This is a genomic window from Streptomyces boetiae (assembly GCF_031845405.1).
Classification (GTDB): domain Bacteria; phylum Actinomycetota; class Actinomycetes; order Streptomycetales; family Streptomycetaceae; genus Streptomyces; species Streptomyces boetiae.
This window is the reverse complement of the sequence record NZ_JAVREN010000004.1, coordinates 91,870-114,113: the sequence shown is the minus strand read 5'-3', so window position 1 is coordinate 114,113 and position 22,244 is coordinate 91,870. Positions and strand designations below refer to the sequence as shown.

The 22,244-nt window shown below is 73.0% G+C and carries 30 protein-coding genes and 1 tRNA gene; 7 read left to right on the top strand and 24 right to left on the bottom strand.

Annotated features, from left to right (window positions below):
• The first annotated feature begins 63 nt into the window (after positions 1-63).
• Positions 64-729, top strand: a complete 666-nt coding sequence (locus RM780_RS04115) for a hypothetical protein (protein WP_311629067.1) — start codon at positions 64-66, stop codon at positions 727-729.
• Between the two features lie 38 nt (positions 730-767).
• Positions 768-841: transfer RNA gene (locus tag RM780_RS04110), tRNA-Met, on the top strand.
• Positions 842-894: 53 nt separating this feature from the next.
• Here RM780_RS04110 and RM780_RS04105 read toward each other — a convergent pair.
• Positions 895-1,479, bottom strand: coding sequence for a recombinase family protein (locus tag RM780_RS04105; RefSeq protein ID WP_311629066.1), 585 nt, complete (start codon positions 1,477-1,479; stop codon positions 895-897).
• A 183-nt stretch (positions 1,480-1,662) separates the two neighbouring features.
• Here RM780_RS04105 and RM780_RS04100 point away from each other — a divergent pair, with 183 nt between their 5' ends.
• Entirely contained in the window at positions 1,663-1,956 is a 294-nt protein-coding gene (locus RM780_RS04100) for a hypothetical protein (RefSeq protein ID WP_311629064.1), read from the top strand.
• Positions 1,957-2,073: 117 nt separating this feature from the next.
• Here the strand turns inward: RM780_RS04100 and RM780_RS04095 are convergent, their stop codons facing one another.
• Positions 2,074-2,313, bottom strand: a complete 240-nt coding sequence (locus tag RM780_RS04095) for a hypothetical protein (protein WP_311629063.1) — start codon at positions 2,311-2,313, stop codon at positions 2,074-2,076.
• 122 nt (positions 2,314-2,435) lie between these two features.
• Between RM780_RS04095 and RM780_RS04090 the strand changes: the two genes are divergently transcribed.
• Genes RM780_RS04090 through RM780_RS04080 form a run of 3 tightly spaced genes read left to right on the top strand, consistent with a single transcriptional unit; the run spans position 2,436 to position 3,822 of the window.
• On the top strand, positions 2,436-2,612 hold the full coding sequence (locus RM780_RS04090) for a hypothetical protein (RefSeq protein ID WP_311629062.1): 177 nt from the start codon (positions 2,436-2,438) through the stop codon (positions 2,610-2,612).
• A gap of 59 nt (positions 2,613-2,671) precedes the next feature.
• A complete protein-coding gene (locus tag RM780_RS04085) occupies positions 2,672-3,100 on the top strand; it encodes an Aca2/YdiL-like domain-containing protein (RefSeq protein WP_311629061.1) in 429 nt (142 codons plus the stop codon).
• The gene (locus RM780_RS04080; RefSeq protein ID WP_311629060.1) at positions 3,097-3,822 is read left to right on the top strand and encodes a MucR family transcriptional regulator; all 726 of its coding nucleotides are present in this window, start codon (positions 3,097-3,099) and stop codon (positions 3,820-3,822) included. Before RM780_RS04085 ends, RM780_RS04080 begins: the two co-directional genes overlap by 4 nt.
• A 99-nt stretch (positions 3,823-3,921) precedes the next feature.
• On the opposite strand, the gene RM780_RS04075 is transcribed toward RM780_RS04080, so the two are convergent.
• The 20 genes from RM780_RS04075 to RM780_RS03980 form a co-directional block, all read right to left on the bottom strand.
• Positions 3,922-4,215 carry a hypothetical protein gene (locus RM780_RS04075; protein WP_311629059.1) on the bottom strand — a complete coding sequence of 98 codons (294 nt, stop codon included), beginning with the start codon at positions 4,213-4,215 and terminating at the stop codon, positions 3,922-3,924.
• 59 nt (positions 4,216-4,274) lie between these two features.
• The gene (locus RM780_RS04070) at positions 4,275-4,712 is read right to left on the bottom strand and encodes a hypothetical protein (RefSeq protein ID WP_311629058.1); all 438 of its coding nucleotides are present in this window, start codon (positions 4,710-4,712) and stop codon (positions 4,275-4,277) included.
• 1 nt (position 4,713) lies between these two features.
• The gene (locus tag RM780_RS04065; RefSeq protein ID WP_311629057.1) at positions 4,714-4,986 is read right to left on the bottom strand and encodes a hypothetical protein; all 273 of its coding nucleotides are present in this window, start codon (positions 4,984-4,986) and stop codon (positions 4,714-4,716) included.
• A gap of 74 nt (positions 4,987-5,060) precedes the next feature.
• On the bottom strand, positions 5,061-5,330 hold the full coding sequence (locus RM780_RS04060; RefSeq protein ID WP_311629056.1) for a hypothetical protein: 270 nt from the start codon (positions 5,328-5,330) through the stop codon (positions 5,061-5,063).
• Entirely contained in the window at positions 5,330-6,361 is a 1,032-nt protein-coding gene (locus tag RM780_RS04055) for a peptidoglycan recognition protein family protein (RefSeq protein WP_311629055.1), read from the bottom strand. Before RM780_RS04055 ends, RM780_RS04060 begins: the two co-directional genes overlap by 1 nt.
• Before the next feature lie 67 nt (positions 6,362-6,428).
• On the bottom strand, positions 6,429-6,965 hold the full coding sequence (locus tag RM780_RS04050; protein ID WP_311629054.1) for a hypothetical protein: 537 nt from the start codon (positions 6,963-6,965) through the stop codon (positions 6,429-6,431).
• 15 nt (positions 6,966-6,980) lie between these two features.
• On the bottom strand, positions 6,981-10,394 hold the full coding sequence (locus RM780_RS04045) for a hypothetical protein (RefSeq protein WP_311629053.1): 3,414 nt from the start codon (positions 10,392-10,394) through the stop codon (positions 6,981-6,983).
• A 3-nt stretch (positions 10,395-10,397) separates the two neighbouring features.
• Positions 10,398-13,019, bottom strand: coding sequence for a phage tail tape measure protein (locus RM780_RS04040; RefSeq protein WP_311629052.1), 2,622 nt, complete (start codon positions 13,017-13,019; stop codon positions 10,398-10,400).
• A gap of 11 nt (positions 13,020-13,030) precedes the next feature.
• Entirely contained in the window at positions 13,031-13,228 is a 198-nt protein-coding gene (locus tag RM780_RS04035; RefSeq protein ID WP_311629051.1) for a hypothetical protein, read from the bottom strand.
• Positions 13,225-13,716, bottom strand: a complete 492-nt coding sequence (locus RM780_RS04030) for a DUF7426 family protein (RefSeq protein ID WP_311629050.1) — start codon at positions 13,714-13,716, stop codon at positions 13,225-13,227. Before RM780_RS04030 ends, RM780_RS04035 begins: the two co-directional genes overlap by 4 nt.
• A complete protein-coding gene (locus RM780_RS04025) occupies positions 13,716-14,189 on the bottom strand; it encodes a phage tail tube protein (RefSeq protein WP_311629049.1) in 474 nt (157 codons plus the stop codon). Before RM780_RS04025 ends, RM780_RS04030 begins: the two co-directional genes overlap by 1 nt.
• A gap of 13 nt (positions 14,190-14,202) precedes the next feature.
• The gene (locus RM780_RS04020; protein WP_311629047.1) at positions 14,203-14,646 is read right to left on the bottom strand and encodes a minor capsid protein; all 444 of its coding nucleotides are present in this window, start codon (positions 14,644-14,646) and stop codon (positions 14,203-14,205) included.
• Positions 14,643-14,975, bottom strand: coding sequence for a hypothetical protein (locus RM780_RS04015; RefSeq protein ID WP_311629186.1), 333 nt, complete (start codon positions 14,973-14,975; stop codon positions 14,643-14,645). The genes RM780_RS04020 and RM780_RS04015 overlap by 4 nt, the downstream gene beginning before the upstream one ends.
• 27 nt (positions 14,976-15,002) lie before the next feature.
• Positions 15,003-15,320, bottom strand: a complete 318-nt coding sequence (locus RM780_RS04010) for a hypothetical protein (RefSeq protein WP_311629046.1) — start codon at positions 15,318-15,320, stop codon at positions 15,003-15,005.
• Positions 15,320-15,736, bottom strand: a complete 417-nt coding sequence (locus RM780_RS04005) for a hypothetical protein (protein WP_311629045.1) — start codon at positions 15,734-15,736, stop codon at positions 15,320-15,322. The genes RM780_RS04010 and RM780_RS04005 overlap by 1 nt, the downstream gene beginning before the upstream one ends.
• An 11-nt stretch (positions 15,737-15,747) precedes the next feature.
• A complete protein-coding gene (locus tag RM780_RS04000) occupies positions 15,748-16,260 on the bottom strand; it encodes a hypothetical protein (protein ID WP_311629044.1) in 513 nt (170 codons plus the stop codon).
• A 13-nt stretch (positions 16,261-16,273) separates the two neighbouring features.
• Positions 16,274-16,834, bottom strand: coding sequence for a hypothetical protein (locus tag RM780_RS03995; RefSeq protein WP_311629043.1), 561 nt, complete (start codon positions 16,832-16,834; stop codon positions 16,274-16,276).
• Positions 16,831-17,196 carry a hypothetical protein gene (locus RM780_RS03990; RefSeq protein WP_311629042.1) on the bottom strand — a complete coding sequence of 122 codons (366 nt, stop codon included), beginning with the start codon at positions 17,194-17,196 and terminating at the stop codon, positions 16,831-16,833. Before RM780_RS03990 ends, RM780_RS03995 begins: the two co-directional genes overlap by 4 nt.
• Positions 17,197-17,198: 2 nt before the next feature.
• Positions 17,199-18,263 (bottom strand): major capsid protein, encoded by a 1,065-nt coding sequence (locus RM780_RS03985; RefSeq protein WP_311629041.1) that lies wholly within the window; start codon positions 18,261-18,263, stop codon positions 17,199-17,201.
• A 15-nt stretch (positions 18,264-18,278) separates the two neighbouring features.
• Positions 18,279-19,076: a hypothetical protein gene (locus tag RM780_RS03980; protein ID WP_311629040.1), complete on the bottom strand. Its 798-nt coding sequence runs from the start codon at positions 19,074-19,076 to the stop codon at positions 18,279-18,281.
• 152 nt (positions 19,077-19,228) lie between these two features.
• Between RM780_RS03980 and RM780_RS03975 the strand changes: the two genes are divergently transcribed.
• Positions 19,229-19,546, top strand: coding sequence for a hypothetical protein (locus RM780_RS03975; protein WP_311629039.1), 318 nt, complete (start codon positions 19,229-19,231; stop codon positions 19,544-19,546).
• On the opposite strand, the gene RM780_RS03970 is transcribed toward RM780_RS03975, so the two are convergent.
• Positions 19,543-20,655, bottom strand: coding sequence for a phage minor capsid protein (locus tag RM780_RS03970; RefSeq protein WP_311629038.1), 1,113 nt, complete (start codon positions 20,653-20,655; stop codon positions 19,543-19,545). The two genes, RM780_RS03975 and RM780_RS03970, sit on opposite strands and share 4 nt — an antisense overlap.
• A gap of 3 nt (positions 20,656-20,658) precedes the next feature.
• Complete coding sequence (locus RM780_RS03965; RefSeq protein WP_311629037.1) at positions 20,659-22,227, bottom strand: phage portal protein; 1,569 nt, start codon at positions 22,225-22,227, stop codon at positions 20,659-20,661.
• Between the last annotated feature and the right edge of the window lie 17 nt (positions 22,228-22,244).

The window sequence follows — 22,244 nt, the reverse complement described above, 5'->3', positions numbered from 1 at the left end:
GTGGCGCCCGGCCCCCACCCGGGCGCCCCACACCCCGCCGCACCACCGCGCATGGAGCCGACCATGGACCACCCGCACACCAACTGCGCCGCCTGCCCCCGCCTCTTGACCGCCTGGGAGGCCCAGCAGGGCCGCCTGGCCTGCACCCCCTGCCAGACCGCCGCCGAGGACTGGCTCAAGGCCATCCCCGGCATGTACACGAGCCTCGACGACGGCCTCGGCTACACCGCCATCCACGTCGACGGGGTCCGTGCCCCCGCCGGCTCCCGCGTCCCGCCCGGCGTCGACCTCGACCGCGCGGCACTGACCGGCGGCAGCACCGCCGTCCTCCCGCAACTCGCTTCCTGGGCGCGGGCGCTGGCGGACGCGCGGGCCGAGAAGGAGATTCGTGACGAGCTGCCCGCACGCTGGGACCGCGACGACAACGGCAAGCCCCGCAGCAAAGCGGGCGCACTGTGCGGGTGGCTCCGCTTCCGCCTCGACTGGGCCTGCCACGACTTCACCGCCATCGACGACCTCATCGAAGAACTCCGCCGTATCCACCGGCGCCTGGAGATCGCCACCGACGGGCGGCCCGCCGAACGGCTCCGCGCCTGCCCCTGCGGCGGCGTCATCCACTGGCGCTGCGACCGCGACTCCTACCACTGCCCCGGCTGCGGGGCACGCTACGGGCGGGAGGAAGCCGCCGCGCTGCCTGCCGCGCCCCGGCGCCGGGCCGTTGCGGCGTGATCAACACCCGGCGGGATGCCGTAGACTCCAGCCTGCGACGCGAGGTGGAGCAGCTCGGTAGCTCGCTGGGCTCATAACCCAGAGGTCGCAGGTTCAAATCCTGTCCTCGCTACGAGAAAAGGCCCCGGATCCTGATCGGATCCGGGGCCTTCGTCGCGTTGGGAGCTACGCGCTTGCCTTCTCGGCCTTGTCGCCTGTCGCCGCGGTCAGCGTCTTGTGGACGACGCCGACGGAGACGCCGACTCCGGCAGCGATTTCGCGGATGGACTGGCCCCTCGCGCGGCGGGAGAAGATCGCTGCGCGCTTGTCGTCGTCCACGACCGGGCGGCGGCCTCCGACCCGGCCACGGGCGCGGGCGGCTTCCAGGCCGTTCTTCGTCTTGCGGACGATGTCGCGGCGCCGGTCCTCGGCGAGGGCGAGCGCCAGGTCGAGGATGAGCGAGCGCTCGGTGTGCTCGCCGGCCGCGATGCCTTCCAGCACCTTGACGGCGATGCCGCGCTGGAAGAGGTCGGTCAGGACGATCAGGCCGTCCAGCAGGTTGCGGCCGAGGCGGTCGACTTCCTGGACGCAGAGCATGTCGCCGTCGCGTATGTACTCCAGGGCTGCGGTCAGCCCGGGCCGCTCGTCCACGGTGAGCTTGCCGCTGACCTTCTCCTCGAAGACCTTCAGGCAGATCGGGTCCAGCGCGTCGTGCTGGCGCTGGGTCTTCTGGCCGTCCGTGCTGACGCGGACGAGCCCGATGAGGGCCAAGCCCCCCACCTCCGTTCGCAATACGTCCTGTAGGGGCATGATGAAGGCTACCAGTTGATGAACGCCAAAACGAACGGATGAAACGGGCAACTCGCCTCAGATGGGGGCGCGTTCGTGAAGTTCACGGAACGACCGATTGATGAACGCCTCACAGGGCTCGCGCCGCCCTCTATCCTCGAACACGTGAACGACCTGCCCCGCAGTCTGCCCGCGCTCCGCGTGATCGAGCGCTACCTGGTCGCGCAGCTCGCGGAGGTGCACGCCGAGCTGGAGGCCGCGGAGGACGCGGCGGCGCCGCGCTGGTGGGTGCAGTGGCGGCGGACGCCTCCGGGGGCGCCGTGGCGGGGTGTGCTGCACCGGGCGGGCTGCTGGCTGCCGGGCGGCCCGGACCTGCGCGCGGGCGAGGTGCGGGCGGTGGTGGCGGAGCACGGCGGCCGGATCGAGGAGTGCGCGGCGTGCCGGGCCCGGGTGCCGTAGCGGGGTGGGGTCCCCGCCCCGGGGGAGGGGTTGGGGGCGGGGACCCGGGGGGACAGCTCTCGCGGACAGCCCCGACCATACGCCCGCGTGCGGCAGATGACGCCGCGCGTGCAGTACTTACTCCTCGGGGAGTGGTTCGCCCGCCCAGATCGCGCCCAGCCACCGCAACGTCGTCGCCGGCGCGGCCAGCGAACCCCCGGCAGCCATCTCCAGCAGATCCGGCAGGGCCTCCGCGATCTCTCCGGCGGTCCACGGCGTGCCGGGCAGCGCCGGGTCCACCAGCACCGCCACGGCCTCCACCACCAGCTCCAGCCGCACCCGGCCCCGGCCGCCGACCATCACCGCCACATCGGTCACCCGGGCAGCATGACACGGGGGTCGGACAGCGCGAGGGGTTGCCAACTTCCTATTCTAGGAAGTAGTGTTGGTGTCGCGAGGTCAGGGGAACAGCCCCCGACCCGGACCGGAAGGACCCGGCCATGAACGCCCAGGACATCGCCCACGCCGTCTCCACCACCCTCGGCGACCACATCGAGGACTTCGACATCGACGGCATCGTCGCGGAGATCACCGGCACCTACGGCCACGTCGACATCGACACCATCGACTCCGACGCCTACTGGGCCATCGTCGAGCGCCACGACACCACCCTCTGACACACCGCGAACCCGGCCCCCGGCCGACCGCCGGGGGCCCACCCGCGCCAGGAGCCCCGATGCCGACCTACACCGACCCGCCCGGGATGCCCGACGACGAGCGCATGACTCCCGCCGAGTTCCAGACCGTCCGCGAATACCTCGGCCTGTCCGGGCCCTGGCTCGCCTCCTACCTGGGCGTGTCCTACAAGACGATCCAGCACTGGCAGTCCGGGAGGTTCCCTGTCCCCGACGGGGTGCGCCTGACCCTGGAGGAGCTGGAGGAGCGCACCGCGCAGTTCGTGGACGCCGTCGCCAGGAGCGTGAACACCCGCGACGAGCCCGGGGACGCGGTCGTGGAGACGTACCGCTCAGACGAGGAATACCGGGCGGCGCACCCGGACGCAGAGTTCCCCGCCTCCTGGCACCGCATGGTGGTTGCCCGCGTCGCGCAGCAGGTCCCGGCGCTGTCCATCGTCTACGCCGTGCGAGAGGCGGCGCGGGCGTGACCGAGCTGGTGAGCCGCAGCGAGGCCGAGGAACTCCTCGGCTACGCCCCGCGCAGCCTGAAAGTGGTGATGCAGCAGCAGCCCGGCCGCTGGCCCGCCCCGGTCGCCTGCCGGGCCCGGGGCGCCCGCGCCCTGCTGTACGACCTCGACGCGCTGCGCGCCGCCGCAGCCCGCACCCGGGGCACGCTGCGCGGCCCGGACGGCGCCGACCCCGACGGGCTGGTCACCTGCCTCTCGTGCGGGCGCCGCTTCCGCTCGCTGGGCCCGCACCTGGCCCGCGCCCACCAGACCACCGCAGCCGAGTACCGCGCCGAGCACCAACTGCCCGCGACCACTGCTCTGATGGCACGCGATACCCGCGCCGATCTCCAGCGCACCCGCCAGGCCTTGATGGAGACGGACCCGGAGGTGGTGAAGCGGATGCGGGAGGCCGCCCCGCCGCCGGAGGAGATCGCCAGCCGCTCGGCGGATGCCCGCGCGGGCACCGATGACCTGCCTGCGGTGCGGGAGGCCCGGCGGCGGGGTGCGGCCCAGACGCTGCCGCTGGCGAACGCCGCGCGCCGGGAGCGCCTGGAAGCGGTGGCGCGGGCGGCCGGGTACGACTCGATGCGGGATGCGGTTGAGCAGACCCGGGATGTGCCGTCCCGGGCGGCAGCCGAGCGGATCGGGGTCGGGGTGACCACGGTGAAGCGCTGGCGGAAGAAGCTCAGCGAGACGCCCTGACCCGGACACGACGAAGGCCCCCGCCGCCCGCCATCAGGCAGGCGACGGGGGCTCGTTTGCGTATCGTGCACACCGCGTTGACCACGCCGGGCCCCGGTGCTACGCCCCGGTGCGGTAGTACTCGCGGACCTCGTCCGGGGGCGCCGGGGGCTCCATCCCGTGGGAACGCATCTGCGCCGTCAGATCAGACACATACCGCGAGAACGCCCGCACCAGGCCGCGCAGCGACCGTTCCCGCTCCTCCACGCGTTCCAGGCGCCGCTGCATGTCGTCGCGGATCTCCCGGAAGCTCGCGAGGTCCGCCGCGCGCTGGTTCGGCTCCGCCATCGCCTTGGCGGCGGCCTCATTCGCCCGCGCGGTGGCCGCCGCCGCGCGCGCCGTCGCACGCGCCACGAAAAACCCGCTCCCCCCCAACAGGCCCGACCCGGCCGAGACCAGCCCGATCCACTCAGCTACGCCCACGGCTCCCTGCCTCTCCGGGCACGCGGAGATGGGGGCACCGAATGCTCGGGCACCGCGCTCGCCCACATGATGAAAAACGCCCAGTTCAGGTACCAGACCGCCACCCACGCGCCCCGCGTGTAGTCATCCACCAGCGCCGCCGCCATGTACGCGAACGCCCACACCAGCGGCGGCGCCAACGCCGCAGCGAAACCGGGCCAGTCCCGGCCGATCCGCACGAACGCGGCGACCACGGCGGCCAGGCCGCACGCCACCCACACCCACGCCCACCGGTCCACGCCGCCGTGGCGCGCCAGGATCGCCAGCCCGCCCAGGTTCGGGGCGGGCTCCGCCAGGAACCCGGCGCCCCACGACATCTCGCCCACCCCGGCGATCAGCAGGATCTGCCCCCGCCGCCCCAGGCGCGCCCCCCACCACCCGCCCGGCACCTCACACCCGCGGCGCGAGGGACGCGCTGTTGCGGTCTCCGCGGAACCGGGCGATCAGCCCCTTGACCAGGGACACGACGGCGGCGAACGAGGCGGTGCCCACGCCCTGCCAGAACCCGACCTCGAACATGTCGGCCGGCTCCGCCGCGACGAACAGCCCGGCCGCCGTGGCCAGGAACGTGAAGACGACCCGCTCCGCGAGGTCGCGGGCGTAGGTCCCGGCCGTGCGCACCACCGTGGTCACGTCGTCGGGGGTGGGGAAGTTGCTGGTCATGATGCATCCGTTCTTGAGAAGCGTTTTCAGTAGACGCGGGCCCGTCGAGCGATCTACCCGGACGGGCCCGCAGGTCAGGCGGGGATCCACTTGCCGTCGCGCACGAAGCCATGCAGGCCGCAGCACGTCCACAGCAGCGACGCCTCCAGATGCAGCGGCTCCCGGGCCACCAGCGTGTGCGCGGCCGTGCCCACCGCCAGCCAGCGGCCCGACGGCTCACACCAGTGCCAGAACACCGGGTTGGGGACACCGTCGATCCAGCCGTAGTAGATGCCGTCCGTCAGGCACGTCAGAGCGGGCGTCACCCAGCCTGTCGGCGGCTCGTCACGGCCCGGCGCGGCCATCAGCCGCGCCCGTCCGTGAGTTCGCGGCCCAGCTCGCTCGCGAAGGCGCGCGCGCCCGCCTCCGCCGCGGCCTGGATCTCCGCCGCGTCCAGCCCGCCGCCCGCGGCCAGCGTGGCGACCACCGAGCGCAGCGCCGCAACCTCCGCCGCGGTCGCCGTCAGCAGCCCCCACGCGTCCCGCTCGGAGCCGTCCGGCCGGAACTGCCACGTGTGGTGGGGGGACGCCGCGTCGTCCCACATCTGCCGCGCATCCCGCGGGTCGAGGCGGGTGTCCTTGTACAGCGCGACCTGGCGGGCCGCGGCCTCCGGCAGCCCGCGCACGAGCGAATGCAGGTTCCGCAGGTAGCTGTCCGCCGTCCAGTGCGTGTTGCCCTCCGCCGCTGTCGACGGGGAGCGCAGGATGCCGTCCGTGCGCCACACCGCCGCAGCGATACGCGCCACATCCTCATCGCTCAGTGCCATGTCGTCCTCCTCGGGTGCCCGTCCGGGCGTGGTGGTCTGGCCGGTGGCGCGGGCGGCGATCCCGGGGAACACCACCTCGCGGAACTGGGTCACGCGGGCCGCGCCGGGGCAGGCGGTGCCGCCGGTGGACCACGCGGCGTGCAGGCGGTGCCAGCCGTATCCGGGGTCGTCCGGGGTGCGGCAGATCCGCAGGGGGATGCCGTGCACCTGGTGCAGCCACACCCCCAGCCGGATCAGGGCCTCAACCTGCTGCTCCGTCCACGGGTCGCTCGCGCTGGTGTTGCTGGCGGTTTCGACGCTCACCGCGCCAGTGCCGTCCGGGCGCCTGTTGGCGGACGCGTTGGCGTCGGCCCTGGTGGTCACCGGCAGGTACTGGCCCAGGCTGCCGTCGTAGCCCAGGCCGAAATGCGACTCCAGCGACGTGGAGTCGCGCCAGTACTCGTACAGGCGGCGGGGTGTCCACGGCGCGACGATGCTGTGCACGATCATCTGCGTCGGGCGGATCGCCGGCTGCTGGGACGCCTCCGGCTGGAGCGTCATCCGGGACGCGCCCGGGTACCAAGCCGTCACGCGGCCCCCCTTTCTGCGGACATAGATCAGCCCCGGGCCAGACAGATCCGGGGCGGGATGGGCGGGGTCAGGCGGGCCCCGCGTAGTACAGCGAGATCGACGGACGCACCGAGCCCGTCGCCGTGTTGATCGAGGCGCCGCTGTTCTGGAACGGGCACAACTCCAGATAGTCCGACGTGCCGTTGAACTGCAACGGCAGGTCCGGCGCGGCCACCGTGACGTAGGTGTCCGCGATGGCCGTGGACACCACCGCCCGGGACGTACCCGCCGGCGGCAGGGACCCGTTCTGCCGCCACGAAGCGCCGCGCAGGGTGCCCGACGAGGCGCCGTACTCGTCGATCGACCCCGAGCCGATGCAGTGGTACCAGCCGGCGATCGGCGGCGTGTACCGCGTCGGCGTCGACACCGACCAGCCGCCCAGCAGGTCCACCACGACGTTGTCCCACGACAGGGCGTTGACGGTCTCCCCAACGGTGGTGCTGCTGATGGACTGGGCCGTGTCCCGGTACGCCGCGAACACCAGCCGCCCCGTGAGGAAGGCGACGTTGATGCGGTCGACGGTCGGGCGCTGCCCGGCCAGCATGCCCGGGGGAGGACTCGTCACCGGCTGCTCCTCTCTCTACAGCGGGATGACCGGGACATCGGCCAGCCGCACAGCCGTCCCCGCCAGGTGAGATTTGACGATGCCGTTGACCGAGCGGGCCGAGACGGCCGCGTACTGCGGGGTGACGGTCTCGAAGTCGTCGAACGCGAAGATCGCGCCCGCGTTGGTGTTGCCGGAGGCGCGCGACGCGATCACTCCCAGCGGCCCGGCGGTCAGCAGCGAGGTGGTGAAGGTGTGGTCCACCTGCCAGCCACCGGGCTCAGACGCCCCGTCCGCCCACACCCTGCCCCGAAGCCGCTGCCCCTCCATGTGGGCCCGCAGCCAGACGCGGGACGCCGCGCTGTACGTGGTGAGCGTGGACACCACCCCGGTCAGCGAGGTGGTGGTGTGCGCGATCTCGATTCCGACGGCGCCGCTCGTCTGGAAGACGGCGCGGAGCAGGTAGTAGGTGGAGCCGGTGATCCGCAGCGTCAGCCCGGCGCGCAGCGCGGCGCCGGTCGCGACGGCCTGCGGGCTGATCGCCACCAGCACCTCGCCGTCCGGGATCGACCATTCGGGGAGGAACTGGAATCGGGGCGTCGTCGTGTCGTTCACGACGACGATGCCCTGGCCGCCCGCGGCGCTGCGTTCGCTCGCGGCGCCGCCGGACAGCGCCCAGGCCGGCGTCGGGGAGACGCCGGACGGTGTGGTGCCCCAGCCGTTGGACACGAGGCGGTCGAAGTCGTCCCACGCCAGCGGCTCGATGCTGGCTACGGTGACCGTCTCGCCGCCCAGTTGGAGATCCAGGGGGAAGTCGTCCGCGTCTCCGGTGGGGGCTGGGCCGGTGGACGTGACCCACGGCAGGCCCGCTGTCGGGGACAGCAGGAGGCGGGTGGAGGTGGTGTCGATGTCGGCGTCCAGTTCGCTGCCGCCGGTGTCGGGCCAGCGGCCGATGTCGGCCGCCGGGTCGTCCCCGGCGATCTCCGCGACGGTCCACGGGCCCGCCGGGGATGCGTTGATCGTCATCGTCCACGCCTGGGGCCGGATGACCTCCTCATACCCCTCGGCTATGAGGTCGGCCGGGCCGGGGGCTACCCACGGCGGGAGGTCCGTGATCTGCACCCGCGTCTGAATGTCGAGGCGGTCGAGCACGTCCTGCCGTAGCTCGGCGGGCACGCGGTGGAGGTACAGCTCCACCGTGGGCCAGCGGTCCCCGGGCCACGTGCCCTGCGCGACGTCCCACGCGGCCATCTGCTCCAGCCGCGCATCGGAGTAGGCGTTGATGGTGCGGGGCCGGGTGTGCGGGCCGGCGCCGACCGGCGGGTCCTGCACGCTGAGGGGGCCGTCCTCCAGGACCGCGCGGCCGGAGGAGCCGCCGACCCTGCTCACGGTGGCGTCGTTGACGATGTCCCGTTGTGTGGTGGGCTGGAGGTGGCGGCACTGCCCGTAGGCGATGACCATCGCGGGCTGCCGGTTGTAGAGGTTGACGCGGGGCCGGTAGCTGAGGGCCTGGATCGACTCGTACAGCACGCCGCCGTCGACGTCGGCTGCGTCCTCGACCAGCGCCAGTTTGCCCGCGATGCGCTGGGGCCCGACCCGCTCCGAGTTGGCGGAGATGCTGGAGCCGGGGGCGCTGATCGGCATGCGCTCCTCGGCGGCGACGCGGCGGATGCGGATCATGGCGGTCTCGCCCGCGTAGGCGTCGTCGGGGCCGCCCGTCCCCGCCCCGTACACGTCGGTGTCGGGGTTGTTCACCATGGTGATGTGCCCGATCGGCATCCCGGAGCTGGCGCTCGACCACACGGAGTCGAAGCGGACCGGCCTGGTAAAGCTGCTGATCGTGGTGAATACATGCCAGTTCTCCGACAGCCCGATGGGGGTCCACCAGACCCGGTAGGCCCATGATCCTCCACTGGGCTCGGCCACGATCCGGACACGGCCCCAGCCGGAGGCAGCGGCGGCAAGGGCGTCGGGATTGGTGCCGGTCGCGTCGGCCACGGTGTTGCCTTCGCCGTCCCGCAGCACGATGCGGGACTGACCGCCGCCGATGTAGCCGGTGATCGTGGCGATCCCGCCGCCGCTCGTGGCCACGCGGATCCAGCCGAGGTTGGAGGCGGGCAGGGCGTCGAGACGGTAGACCATCTCGACTCGCCAGCCCAGGCTGGGGTCGGGCAGCGACGGCAGCGGGGCGCGGACCATGGACGTCCCGGAGCCCAGGCGCGGCAGCGGCGCGCTGGAGGGCAGCGAGGACTCGGAGGCCAGGTTGAGGCCGTAGGTCGCTGCGGGCTGGCCCCCGGGCAGGCCGGAGGCGAGCGTCACCGCGTCGGCCCCGTCCTCCAGCGGCCAGTACGCCAGCACGGCGGTGTTGGAGGGGATGGTGCGGCGCAGCGTGGAGTGCAGATCCTGCGTGCCGCGCAGCCGCTGGAGCGGGCCCCACGCGCGGAGGTTGACGTACACGTCCTGCCCGGAGCGGCCCCAGGACGCGGGCCACGCCTCAGCGTCCCCCTCGAACCGGCTGTACATGTCGGTGATGGCGGCGCCCTCGACGACGCCCCAACTGCGGCCTGCCCCGTCAGTGAACGCGGTGGCGTCCACGGCCTGCGCGGTGAAGTCCGGGTTGGCGACGACGGTTCCGTCGATGCCGTTGCGGACCTCGGTCTTGTAGTAGCGGCCCGCGCCGGGCCGGAAACCGATGGAGTTGAGGTTCCCGACCTCCAAGTCGGCGGTGCCCGTGGTGTTGATGCTCGTGGTGCCGGGGCGGACCACCGGGTCGCCGAGCTGCTGCCATGGCCCGGCCACGCTGGCTGCGGTGTAAAAGGTGACCACGTGCTGCCCCGAGCCGTCATTGACATCGAGCGTGGCGCGGAGAGCGAAGCGCTGTCCGGACATGTACGCCACTTGGTCGGTCGCCAGCACTTCCTGGAAGACGATTCCGTCCACCGACCAATCCAGGGACGGGCGGCCGGATTGCGCGAGGATGAGGCGCCACATCCGCCCGGCTGGAGTGTGGCGTCCGATGAGCTCCTGAATAGCCCCGCTGTACGGGGCGTTGGCGATGGGCGGGGTGGCGCCCCACTGGGCGGGGATGCGGTCGAGCGCGAGCTCGACACGGACGTCGAGGTCGCCTGCGATGTTCAGGGCGCTGGTGCTCAGGACCCGGGCCCGGCCAGCGGTGCCCGGCACCCGCAGGTAGGGCGCCGGGCCGCGCTTCGTCACCCGCACCGGCGTGTACTGCCCGAACAGCCCGTACCAGGGGCCGTTCGGGTTCTCCGGCGAGAGGGCCCCGTCGCGGTTGTTGATCGTGCACGTCAGACGCGCCGGGTCGTGCTGGCCCGCCCGGTCCGCGCGGCCCCGCCGGATCGTGACCGGCGCGTCCGTCCGCAGCCGCGGCGTCAGATCCACCCACTCCCCGGTCGAGAGCTGCATCTCCAGCCCCACATCAGACGCCACCACTCACCCCCCGAGAGCCATCTGCACGTTGCCACCGCCGTTGTCCTGCACCCAGCCGCGGATCACCCTCGCCAGATCGTCTGAGCCGCCGGTCACGTCGTGCACCACCCGCACCGTCAGCACACCCCGCAACGGGCCCGCAACACCGCCCGCCACCGGCCCGCCCGGGACCGACATCGGCGCCACCGCAGCACCCGCGGCAGCCGTCGCCGCCGCCGCGATGTCCCGCGTGGAGGCACCCAGGCCCTCCGCCAGCATGGCGCCCAGGTTGTGCCCGGCCTCGTCCATCGGGTACTGCCGCAGCGGCCCTCGCTTGGCCGGCGAGAACGGCCAGAACGAGCGGACCGTGTTCGCCAGCGACGTCAGCCTGGAGATCAGGCCGAACGTCGCGGCATCCAAACCCCGGATCAGCCCGGCGATGATCGCCCGCCCGGCTCCCTCCAGCCACTCGCCCGCCTTGCCGAACACCGCCATCAACTTGCCGGGCAGCCCGGTGAAGGTGCTGACAAAGTTGGCCGCGGCCTCGCGCACGCGTTCGACCATGCGGCTGGCGTAGTCCCGCGTGTCGCCCCAGATCCAGTCCCACGCCGCGCGGGCGCCGCGTTTCATGCCCTCCCAGCCTGCGTTCCAGGCGCCCGTCACCAGCGCCATCCCGCCCGAGGCGATGCTGCGGAGGTTGCCGAGGCCGTCCTGCCAGCGCGCCTTGATGATGTCCAGCGCCCCGCCGAAAACGTCCTTGATGCCCTCCCAGATCCGAGACCAGTCACCAGAGAAGATCCCGGCCCAGATCTGGAGAAAGCCGCCGATGATCCGCAAGGCGCCCATGACCTCCTCGGCCATGTGGCCCCAGTAGCGGCGCGCGACCGCGACGATGTCCTCGCCGAACGCGTTCCAAGCCTCCCGCGCCAACTGCGTGCCGGTGGAGATGAGTTCGCCGAGCTGCATCATCGCCTGGTAGACGGCGCGCTCCGTCTCGCCCATGTCCTGAGTCGAGCCGTCCGCGACACCGCGGAACCCGTCGCGCAAGCCACTGAGGCCGTCGCGCACCTCGCGGAGCACAGGCTCCAGCCGGGTCCACGCCGCGCGGGCGCGCTCACCCATCCCGTCGAGCGCGGGCCCGTACTCACTGCGCAGATCCTGCAACGCAGGAATGACCTCGTCGCCGAGGAAGTTCACCAGCCCCTGCTGGAAGCTCCGCTTGAACTGCTCAACCCGCGTTGCCGCGTTGTCCCTGAGGGTGTCGCCCGCGCGCTCCGCAGCGCCCTCGAAATCCCCCAGCGCAGCAGCCGCCTCCGACGGGTCCAACGCCTCCAGAGCATCCTGCATGTCCTCGGCCTTCGTGCCGAAGATCTCCACCGCAAGCGCGCCCCGGTCCGCCGGGTCCTCCACCGCCCGCAGCCGGTCCAGGATGTCGTCGATGGCGCCCGCCGCCGCCGGGCCGCCTTCCGAAATGGCGTCCTGCACCCCCCGCGCCGACAGTCCGAGTTCCTCGACCGCCCAGGAAGCGCCCTCGCCCATCTCCTGCAAAAGCAGCGTCGCCTCTTTGAGGCTGTCGGCGACGACATCGGCGTCCCGCGCGCCCGCGCGCAGGCCCTGCACGAGGATGCCCATGGCCTGGTCGCCGTCGAGGCCGAGCTGCCGGAACTGCGTGGAGTACTCGCTGTAGGTGTCGAGAAGGTCTTCCGCCTCGTTCGCGCCGAGCTGGACGCCCCGGGTGAGGATGTCCAGCGCCTCCGCGCCGTCGTCAACGAGCCCGGTGCGGATCATTTTGCCGACGGCGCGGGCGGTCGGCCCGATCTCCTCGCCCATCAGGTTCGCGACGTCCGCCAGGCCGGTGGACATGGCCTCGATCTGCGCCATCGTCGCGTCGACGGGCAGGAGGCCGAAGTTCATCGTCTCGGCGACCGCGTCCGCCGCGGTCTGGAAGTCCTCCGTGACCGCGTCGGCGAACAGGCGCCCGGCGACCTTCCCGTACTGGCGCGCCAGCTCCGGGGTGGTGCCCATCGTCGCCTCCATGCGGGAGACGATCCGGCCCTGGTCGAGGGCGTCGGTCATGCCCTGCATCAGCAGCGCACCCGCGGCCAGGCCGATGCCCGCCGCGGCGCCCCGCAGCATCCCCAGTCGGCCCTCGGCGGCGGCGACGGTCTGGTCCCCGCCCTGCGCGGCGGAGTCCGCCATGGAGTCGCCCATGGCGTCACCGGCCGCGTCGCCCGCCTCCTCGCCGGCCTGCCGGGCGGCGGCGACGATACGGCCCTCGCCGTCCTGGATCGCGTCGTCCGCGCCGCGCACCAGACCATCGCCCAGGTCCCCGCCGGCGTCGTCCCCAGCGCGGCGCAGGTCACCGCTGGCTCCGGCCAGCGCGGCGCGGACACCGGCGACAAGCCCATCCCCGGCATCGTCACCCGCCTGCCGGGCGGCGTCCTCGGCGTCGTCAAGGCTGCCGCGGAGGCCCGCCAGGAGCCCCGCGCCCATGCCTCGCCCGGCGTCGGCGCCGAACGCCTCAAGGTCGGCGAGGAGCTGGACCTGGAAGCGTTCGAAGCGGCGGTGCGCGCCGTCCAGCCCCTGGTCCAGGCCGCGGTCGTCGAGGGTGATGTAGCCGGTGAGTTCGCCGATCGTCAGGGCCACCGCGCACCCCCTTACCGGGACTTGGGCTGGTCCTTAGGCGCGAAGTGCCGCGCGGTCCGGGTGTTCGCGGCCAGGAGCGCGATGATCCGCAGCCGCAGCCACCGCCACGTCCGCTTCCGCAGTACGCCGGAGGCGATGTCGACGCCGTACTCCGCATGGAGGTCGGCCTCGATCAGCTCCCAGGCGGCGAGGAGCTGGGCCCAGGTCACGCCGTCTTTCGGGCGCTCTTTCCAGCCTTGCGGGCGCTCGTACCACTCGTAGAGCCCCGTGACCGGGTCGACTTCGCCGCGGCCGATCCACTCTTCTTGGCCGTCCGGCGTGCCGCCCGGTTCGGGGCCAGGCGAGAAGGGTCCCGGGCCGCCTTCCAGTAGTCCTCGGCCGCCGCGAGGCCGTTGATGATCCAGAACATGGCGGTGAGCCCGGCGTGCCGCAGCCACACCCACTCGACGCCGTCGGCCAGCATCTCGTCGTAGACGGGGCCCAGACACAGCCGCAGGAGATCCAGTTCCTCGGCGTCGTCGAGGAGGGTGGTGTCCACGGCCTCGCCGCCGTCGAGGAGGCGCGCGGCCAGCGTCGTGATCCGCTGGACCCGCAGCCCGTCCTCGGCCGGCGGCGAGGGGATGTGGTACACCCGGCCCTTGACGGGGAGGTCGAGGGCCTCGTCGAACAGCTCGTCCAGAGCCCCGAACTGCGCCATCAGGCGGCCAGCGGGTTGGTGATCTGCTCCAGCGGGCCGTTGCCGGTGAACGTGACCTGCACCTGGTCCAGCGCGGTACGCTCCCCGCCCTGCGGCGCCCAGGTGACCAGCGCGGTGCCCTCGTAAGCCTCAGGCAGCCCGTCGCGGTCCATCCACCGGATGCGGACCTGGGAGTCGTCGCCGAAGGCGAAGAACGCGGCGCGGACCTTCTCATGCACGGCGCTGTAGGCGGTGCTGTCAGCGGTCGCCTTGCGGTTGCAGGTGGCGACGACCTCCCACGCCTGGCCGGTCTTGGTGTTCCCGGCCCAGCCGCCGTCCTCGTAGACGGAGGAGTCCTCGTGGTTGGGCTCGGCGGTCCAGTTGAAGTCTGTGACGGCCGGGAAGAGCTGGAAGTCGCTGCCGTCCTGCGCGGCGGACATGTCGACTTCCAGCCGCCAGCGGCGGGCCAGTACCGTTGCCGTGGGCGTGCTCATGGAGCGGTCCCTCCTACGTCTCGATCAGGTGCGGTGCGGGCCTGACCGCCCGCAGGTAGTAGTTCGCGGTCAGCTCCAGCCGGCCCCGCGTATCGGCGCCGATCCACGCCCAGGACTGCCGCCACGACAGCGCCACGTGGATACCGGAAACGGTGGTGTGCTCCCGCATGTGCAGCAGGTCGTAGATCGCGTCTTCGCGGTCCCGGACCGGCCGGGCGTCGGGCCCGGGCGCGCCCCGGAGGCGGATCTGGAGGCCCTGCACGACGTCGGTGAGGCCGGAGTCGTCCTCCACCGCGTAGGGGAAGAGGGCGATGATGTGGTGTGGCTGGTCCGGCATCCGGCTGTCGGTGATGCCTACGTCCCCCTCGGCGTAGGCGCTGTCATCGCGCCACACTCCGATCCCGGCGTCCGCGAGGAGCAGGGCGTAGCCGCGGATCAGGTCTGTCGTCCAGCTCACCGGAGGGCCCGCCGGATCTGCGCGGCGACCAGGTCGGCCACCTCGGCGCGGTTCTCGTTGAGCGCGTCCTCCAGGAACTTGGCCTTCCTGCCCGGGGCGTGCTCGTAGTCCAACCGCTCGTGTTGCGGGACGGCGTAGGGAGTGTCGTAGGAGACTGCCGCCCGCAAGTCGCGGTCGTCCACGGTGGCGACGCCGGACCGCTGAAGCGCCGCCTCGTCCAGCGGCACCACGGTGTTGGATTCGCCGAGGACGTGCTCGGCGCCGTGCTGGAGGCCGCGCGCGGCGGCGTCCCGGATCGCCCGGCGGACCTCGTCGCCGTGCCAGTCCATCGTCACCCGCGCCACCGCGGTCACCTCCTACTCCATCTGAACCTCAAGGTGATCCGGCGTCGGCAGGCCGCCCCCGTCGCGCCGCAGCGCGTTGATCACGACCGTTTCCCGGCCGTCCGGCAGCACCACCCGTGACCCGGGTGGCGCGACCGTGCCCAGCGGGCAGTACGCCGTGCTGCTGCTCGTGGTGTCGTCACCGATCGGGGAGCGGACCACTTTCGTCTGCTGGTCGAGGAAGCACCGCACGCTCACGGGGTCCGCGAACTCGTCCTCGTAGGCCCCGGACGCGGTGAGCGCCCGCACGGTGATCGTGTGCCGCAGCAGCCAGCCCGGGATCGCGCCCATCAGGTGCACACCACCCCGAGAACGAAGATGGCCGGCGTCAGATCAGGCGAACGGAGCGCGCTCCACGCCCTCGGGGCGACCTGCCGGGCCGGGGAGTCCGACCCGTCCGGCGCCCCGCCCGCGCCCCGGGACAGGGAGACGGAGCCGATCCCCACCGAGCCCCAGCCCGCGCCGGCCGCGCCGATGTCGTCGCCGACCTCGACCCACCACCGCACCTGTTGCACGACGGCCCGCGCGAACGCGGCGGCCACCGTGGTATTCGTCGGCAGGCCAGCGGTGTCGGTGTCGTACCAGCACAGCCGGAACACCTCGGCATCGAGCATCTCCGAGGCGTCCGCGAGTTGCTGGTCGATCCCGGACGGCGGGGACTGCCCGGTGACGGCGGTGTAGTCGGCCGCCGTGGCGTACACCCTCACCGGGCACCCCCCTACGCGCTGGCGCCGATGAGCACCACGTCGTAAGTGACCGACGTGGAGCCCGCGCTGTTGGCTATGTGCAGCAGGTCGCCCGTTCCGGCCGTCACCGCGTACCCGGTGGCGTCCGCCTGCCCCGCGATCAGGGCCAGCGTGGCGCCGGGCCGGACGGTGACGGTGTGCGTGGCGCCACCCACCCACGACACGAAGCCGTTGCTGCTCGCGCCGCCGACGATCACGTTGTTCGTGTTCGCCGCCGCCGCCGAGATGATCAGGCCCTTGATCCGGGCGAAGGAGACCGTGGCGCCGAGCGCATCGGTCAGCACGCCCGCCAGGTCGAGATCCTCAGACGCCGACGCGGCCAGCGTCCGCCGGTCGGAGAACACAAGGTCCGCCTGTCCCGCGCCCGTGCCGGATGTGAGAGCGACCGCGCGGCGCAGCGCCAGCGGCGCCTCCGCCGTCGTCAGATCCAGCGCACTCGACAACGTCGCCGACGCGGACACCGAAAGGGCACTCGTGAGAGCCATCTCGTCTCCCCCGTCAGCTCGCGATGACCAGCGGCACCTGCCGCTTGAACGCCGGGGACGCGATCGTCGCCGGCGCCGTCGCGGTCAGGGACGACCCGGAGGTCTGCGACAGGTTGCCCTCCCCGCTCAGCACCGGCCGGGCCCCGACCGTGCCCACCAGGGTCGGCACGGTCGTCGCGGTCACGCTGATCGCGGCGTAGTGCGTGCCGGTGCGGGTGATGCGCTGCGCGGTGGCCAGCGCGAGGGTCTTGACCGTGTCGGCCGCCCACGCGGTGGACGTCTGGTCGGCGGTCTGCGCCAGCAGCGCCCCGTCCGGGCCGTAGAGCGCGAACCAGTAGTTCGTCGGCGTGCCCGCCGCGGTGGCCCCGGAGATGAAGGTGAGGCTGGTGATGAGGTCCCCGGCGTCCAGCGAGATCGGCGTGGACAGCATCACGCCGGACGCGGCGGCGGCCACGTCGTCCAGTCCGACCCGGGGCAGGTTCGCCCGGTGGAACACGGTCGCGGGGCGGCCGGCGGTGTTGAGGTAGCCGAGGTCTTCGCGGAGGATGCCGGAGTACCGGCCGTGGACGGTCATGCCTGGTCCGCCTTCCCGTAGGTCTCGATGAGCTGTTCCTTGGTCATGCCGTCGATGGCGTCCAGCTCCTCGTCGGACTGGGCCAGGCCGCGGGCGTACTCCTGCCAGACGGCCTTCGGCTCTGACTGCGGCGGACGTCCGGTGGTCTTCTGGCCGTCCTCGGACCGCTGCTCGCTCTCCTGCTCGTCGGCAGGCTCCGGCGCGCCCGCGTCGACGGGCACGACGGTGTAGCCCTTGCGGCGAAAGTAGGACAGCGCCGCCGCGTCGGTCTCGCTGTCCGCGGTGGCGCGGCCCCGGCTGAAGTTCACGCCGGCGACTTCGCCGTTGAACCCCACGGCGGGGGCGGTGATCTCGAATCGCATGGTCACGCCACCTTGATGTTGCGGAGGACGCCGCACGCCTTGACGTTGCGCAGCACGGCGGCGACCGGGCCCATCTCGATCTCGCCGGACTTGACGGCGCCCGATGCCTGGAAGTCGGGCATCCACGTCTGCACGAGGGGCTGACCGGCGACCGACGCGCCGTGGAGCGCGTCGAGGCCGAAGGAGCAGGCGTACAGGTCCGTCAGGTTCGTGACGTTCCCACCGCCGCCGCCCGCGTCGGGGTCGCGGGTCTCGACCGGGATGATCGGCGCCGAACCCAGCGCGTTGTCGCCCAAGTCGATCAGCGTCCACGGGCCGTAGCGCTCGATCTGGCGGCCGAGGTCGTCCCGCTCCTGGGTGTAGATGCCCGCCCAGCGGGCCAGCGCCCGCATGCGGGTGATGGAGCGCGTGTTGCCGAGGACCGCCTTGCGGCCCGGGGGCAGCGCGCCGGGCTCGCCCAGGTCGCCGCCGCCGGTGGTGGACGGCACGATGCGGGACAGCCAGTCGTCGACGATGTCGAGCTGGGCCATGGCCTCGGCCTGGGTGTCGATGGTGCCGCGGGTCCAGTCGAGGTAGCCGGCCGTGACGCCCTCATCCACCGGCAGGTACTCGGTCGCGGCGCCGGTGAGGGACTTGTCGAGGCCGTCGAAGCCGGTGGGGTCGACGGCCGTGTCGCCGTTGATCAGCTCGTCCTGGAAGCGGACCCTCACGGAGGTGAGGAGCTGCTGCATCTGGAAGGTGATCTCGTTCGTCGCGCTCGCGCCGAGCCGGGCCAGGACCCGGTCGACGGTGAACGCCCCGCCGAGCGGCTTCAGTTCGACGGTGTAGCGCTGCCGCTCGGCCTGCGCCGCGGTGTACTCGCTGTTGATCGCGCGGAAGCTGGCGGTGCGGGCCTGGGTCAGCCGGGTGTAGCCGTAGGTCAGCGACGCGCCGCCCGTGCCCGGGGTGACGGTGTCGTCGAACGCGACCTGGTCCAGCAGCCACGAGTTGCGCCGCAGGTTGTCGATGACCGCGTAGTTCACGTCGGCCTGGGTGTTGATCTGCGCCTGTGCGAGCGTGACCGGCACGGCGTCCTCCTATGTCTACGTTCCGAGGGCGCCGCGGACCGCGGCGCTCAGTGAAGTGGGGCGCTGCCGGGCGCCGCTCTCACCGGTCCCGCCGGTGAGGTCGCCTCCGGCCCGGCCGGCGGGCGGAGTGGCGGCGTAGGCCGGGTTGGCCTTGACGGCGGCCTTGATGGCGTCGTCCAGCGCGGTGGTGAAGCCCTTCGCGGCCGGGTCGAGGTCGGCGACGGCCTTGAGGAAGGAGCGGGAGTCGAGGAGCGCGCCCGCCTTGGCGGCGAGCTTGTCCGCCCGGGCCCAGACGGCGAGTTCGACGTCCTTGGTGCGGATCGCCGCCTCGCGCTCGGCGATCGTGGCGTCCTTCTGTGCCACGGCCTCGGCGAGCTTCGCCGGGTCCGGGGCTTCGTCGCCCTGGACCAGGCCCAGGGCCTTGCCGATCTCCTGCGCCAGCGCCTGGCGGGCTTCCTCCGCGGCCTTCTGCTTGGCGACGGTGCGCGACTTGGCCTGCTCGGCGTTGGCCGCCTTCAGCGCCGCCTCGAGGCGGCTGATGGTGGCGTCCTTGTCGTCGGTCTTCGCCTTGTCCGCGGCCGGCGGCTTGGGCTCGCCCTGCCCTCCGTCCGTCTGCCCGGTGTCGGCCGCAGGCTGGGGCGGGTCCCCAGCAGGTGCCGCCCCGTCGCCGCCTCCGTCGCCGCCGTCCGCGTACAGCAGCGGCGACCAGGGCGAGATGGGGTAGGGGTGGGCCCAGCCGGGCGCGCCGGGCGCCGGGCCGGTGAGGCGGGCCGCGGCCAGGGGGCGGCGGCGGGTGTGCAGGGTGTCGCGCATGGGTGCCCTCCGGGCAGGTCGGCCCGCGCCTGGCGGGCGTCGAGAAAGAGGTGGCCGCGCGCCTGGCGGGCCGAAGAGGGGTGACCCGCGCCTGGCGGATCGGTGGTTCCCGGCCCGCTGCCTGGCGGGCCGAAGTCTGGGAGGCTGGCGGCATGGAATTCACGCTCAGCAGCTACCGAGGACCGGCCGAGGTCGCCGGTATCGCGCTACCGGCCGTGCGCCTCGATGAGCACGCCGAGTCCGAGTCCAGCCAGGGGGTGCTGCGAGGCTGGGCCGGCGCGGCAGAGTTCGCCGCCGCCGATGTCCCCGGCTTCAGCCCGAACCTGCTGCTGTCGCTGGACGGCCCTGTGCGGGTGGTGCTGCCGGACGGCCGGGAGGGTTCCGCCTTCGCCACGCGGGTCGACCGCATCAACGGCGGCCTGTGGGCGGTGGAGTTCACCGGGACGGGCCCGTCGCCGATGGCTGCCTAGCGGGCCGTCTCGGCCTGCTCCCGCTGGGACTTGCGGGGCAGCCCGGTCTCGGCAGTTAGCTCCCTGATCCGCCGCTGGTAGGCGCGGACCTTCGCGTTCGCCTGCCGCCGCTTGTCGTCGTCCAGCGCCGCGGCGGCACGCCGCTTCCACTGCCGGACCTGCCGCTCCAGGTACCGCTGCTGCTGCGTCTGCTCGTAGGTCCCGCGGTCCTCCTGCCGCGGCGGCGTCCGCGTCACCCCGGGCAGGTAGGCGCTGACCGTGTGGCGGCAGTTCGGGTGCTGCAACCCCGCCGCACGGGCCTCGGCCAGCGACCCAGCCACCCGCACCGACACGGTCCGGCCGTCCTCCGTGGAGTGCTCCACCTCGACCGTCCGCGCCCCGCTAGGGCCCTCGCGCACCAGCACCTTCCGCTCCCACGGCCGGCACCGCGGGCACTCCTCCGGCGAGTCCGACACCATCACGAGATCAATCCCCGCAGCGGCGAGCCGGCCCGTGTGCGCCTCCACAGCGGCCCGGCCCACCGTGGTCCGCGTGGCCATCTCCACATACGACCGCATGTCCCAGCCCCGCCCACGGGCGTCCACGAACCCGGTGACGCCGCGGTCCGCGAACCGGTCCAGCGCCGTCTGAGCGGCCTGCCGCCTCGTCTGCACCCCCAGCAGCGGCGCCGCCGAGGCCCGCGCCACCACCTGCCGGTACACGTCATCCGACACCCGCGTCACACGGGAGTACACCGGCCGCACCTCATCCAGCAAACCGGCGGCGAGCCGGTCCACGGCCGGCGCCCCCGGCAACCGCCTCGCCGCGGCGGCCCGCCCGGGGGACAAGGCCCCCAGCTCGGCCACGGCCGCCTGCTGCCCCCGCGCGTAGGCCGCGGCGACCGCCGCGCGGATCGCGCCGTCCGCGTCCTGCTGCAACGCGGCGACCACCTCGCCCACCGCGTCACGCAGCGACCCGACCGCGGCCAGCCGCAGCTCCGCCCACAACGGGGACTCCAGCCCCCGCGCGAGCGCCCCCGCGATCCGCTCAATGATGGTGACCTCGGCCGCCTCGTACAGGCCCGCGACCGCGCCGGCGAGGTTCTCGGCCATGGCCGGTGACACAGGCATGGCCTACTCCTCCGGGGCGCCGTCCTCGGGCTCCGCGGGCCCCGCGTCGTCGTCGCCGCGCCCTGCCGTGACCGGGTCGGCGACCGCCCGGCCGGACTCGGCGAGGATCCGCTGCACCTCAGCCGCCTGATCGTCGGCGTCCATGCCGGGGTTGACCAGCGCGACGAGCGTCGCTGTGCTCGCGGCCTCGGCCTGCCGCAGCAGCGCCGCGGTCTCCGCCAGCGTCTTGATGTCGTCCTGCACGGAGTCCTTGAACTGCACGGCCGGCCGCTCGACCTCGACGCCCGCGACGCCAGGGAAGCGCGTCGCCTCCAGGGCGAGCTGGGCCTCGACGATGTCGGCGATCCCCACCGCCCACAACTCGGCCTTCCGGGCCCGGGTCGACATGGAGCGGGCCTGCCGCGCCTTGATCTCCGTCGCTGTGGCCGCCGGGCCGTCGGAATCGTCGCCGAACGTCCCCGAGCTGTAGCCGGCGTTGCGGATGATCCGCGCCGCCAGCTCCTCCGCGGTCGCCTTGTGCTCGGCGAACCGGATCTCCGCCTGGTGCAGCGTGAGCCCGGAAGCGTTGCCCTCGGTCGGAGGAACGTTGAGGGGGACGAACACCTCGCGGTCCTCCCAGGACACGCCGCGGCCGGGCCCGTTGGCCCGCAGGTAGCCCTCAGGCACCGTCAGGCGGGCCTTGGCGAGGCGGACGTCCCGCATCCACGCGGTCATGGTCTCGTCGAGGGCGTCGAGGAGCGTCTCGGAGCCCTGGTAGTCGGACTCGCCGAGGCCGAGGGTGCCGGGCACGTCCCGCCAGCTCCTGGCAGTCATGGTGTTCGGCACGAGCGCGACGGTGAGCCGGGGGCCGATGTCGAATTCCTCGACCGCGTTCAGGGTCTTCGTCTCGGGGAACGCCCCCAGGTCGATGGGGCGGCCGAGGTTGTCCTCGGTGCCCTCGTACACCCCATGGAGGATCGCGCCCTTCTCGTGCCGCTCCAGGAACCGCACGACCTTGGGCCCGTCGCAGCCCAGGACGCGCCAGAACGTGGCGCCCGCGAGCCTGCCGTTGCGAAGGTCGGGGATCGCGCCGTCCGCTCCCACAGCGGTGATCCACGGGCCGGGCGTGACCTCGGCGTCCCACACCAGCCGCAGGTAGGACCCGCCGAGTGCGGCGGCCAGCTCCCCGCCGGTGAGGAGGGTGCGGCGCAGCCCGCCGGTGAGGATCTGCTCCAGCCGCTCCTGCGTGTCGGCGGAGTCGACGGCGAGGGTGGGCGGCTCTGAGAACAGCAGGTCGGCGCTCGTGCGGGCGATGTCGCTCGCCAGCGGGACGTGGAGCTTGGTGCGTTTCTCACCCAGCGGGGTCGGCTCGCCCCAGAACATGCGGGCCAGGGCGCCGACGAGGCCGCCGCGGTACTGGCTCGGGCGGTTCTGCGGCGCCTGCCCGGGACGGCCAGAGAAGACGGGGCGGTTGAGGTAGCGGGCGGCGATCTGGTCCGGGTCCGCGGAGTACCAGGCGGCCCAGTCCTCCAGCGCGCACCGGACGCGGGGCGCGATCGGCGGCCACGGCGTGTCCTTGGGGGGCAGCGGCACAGCGCCTCCTTCCAGAG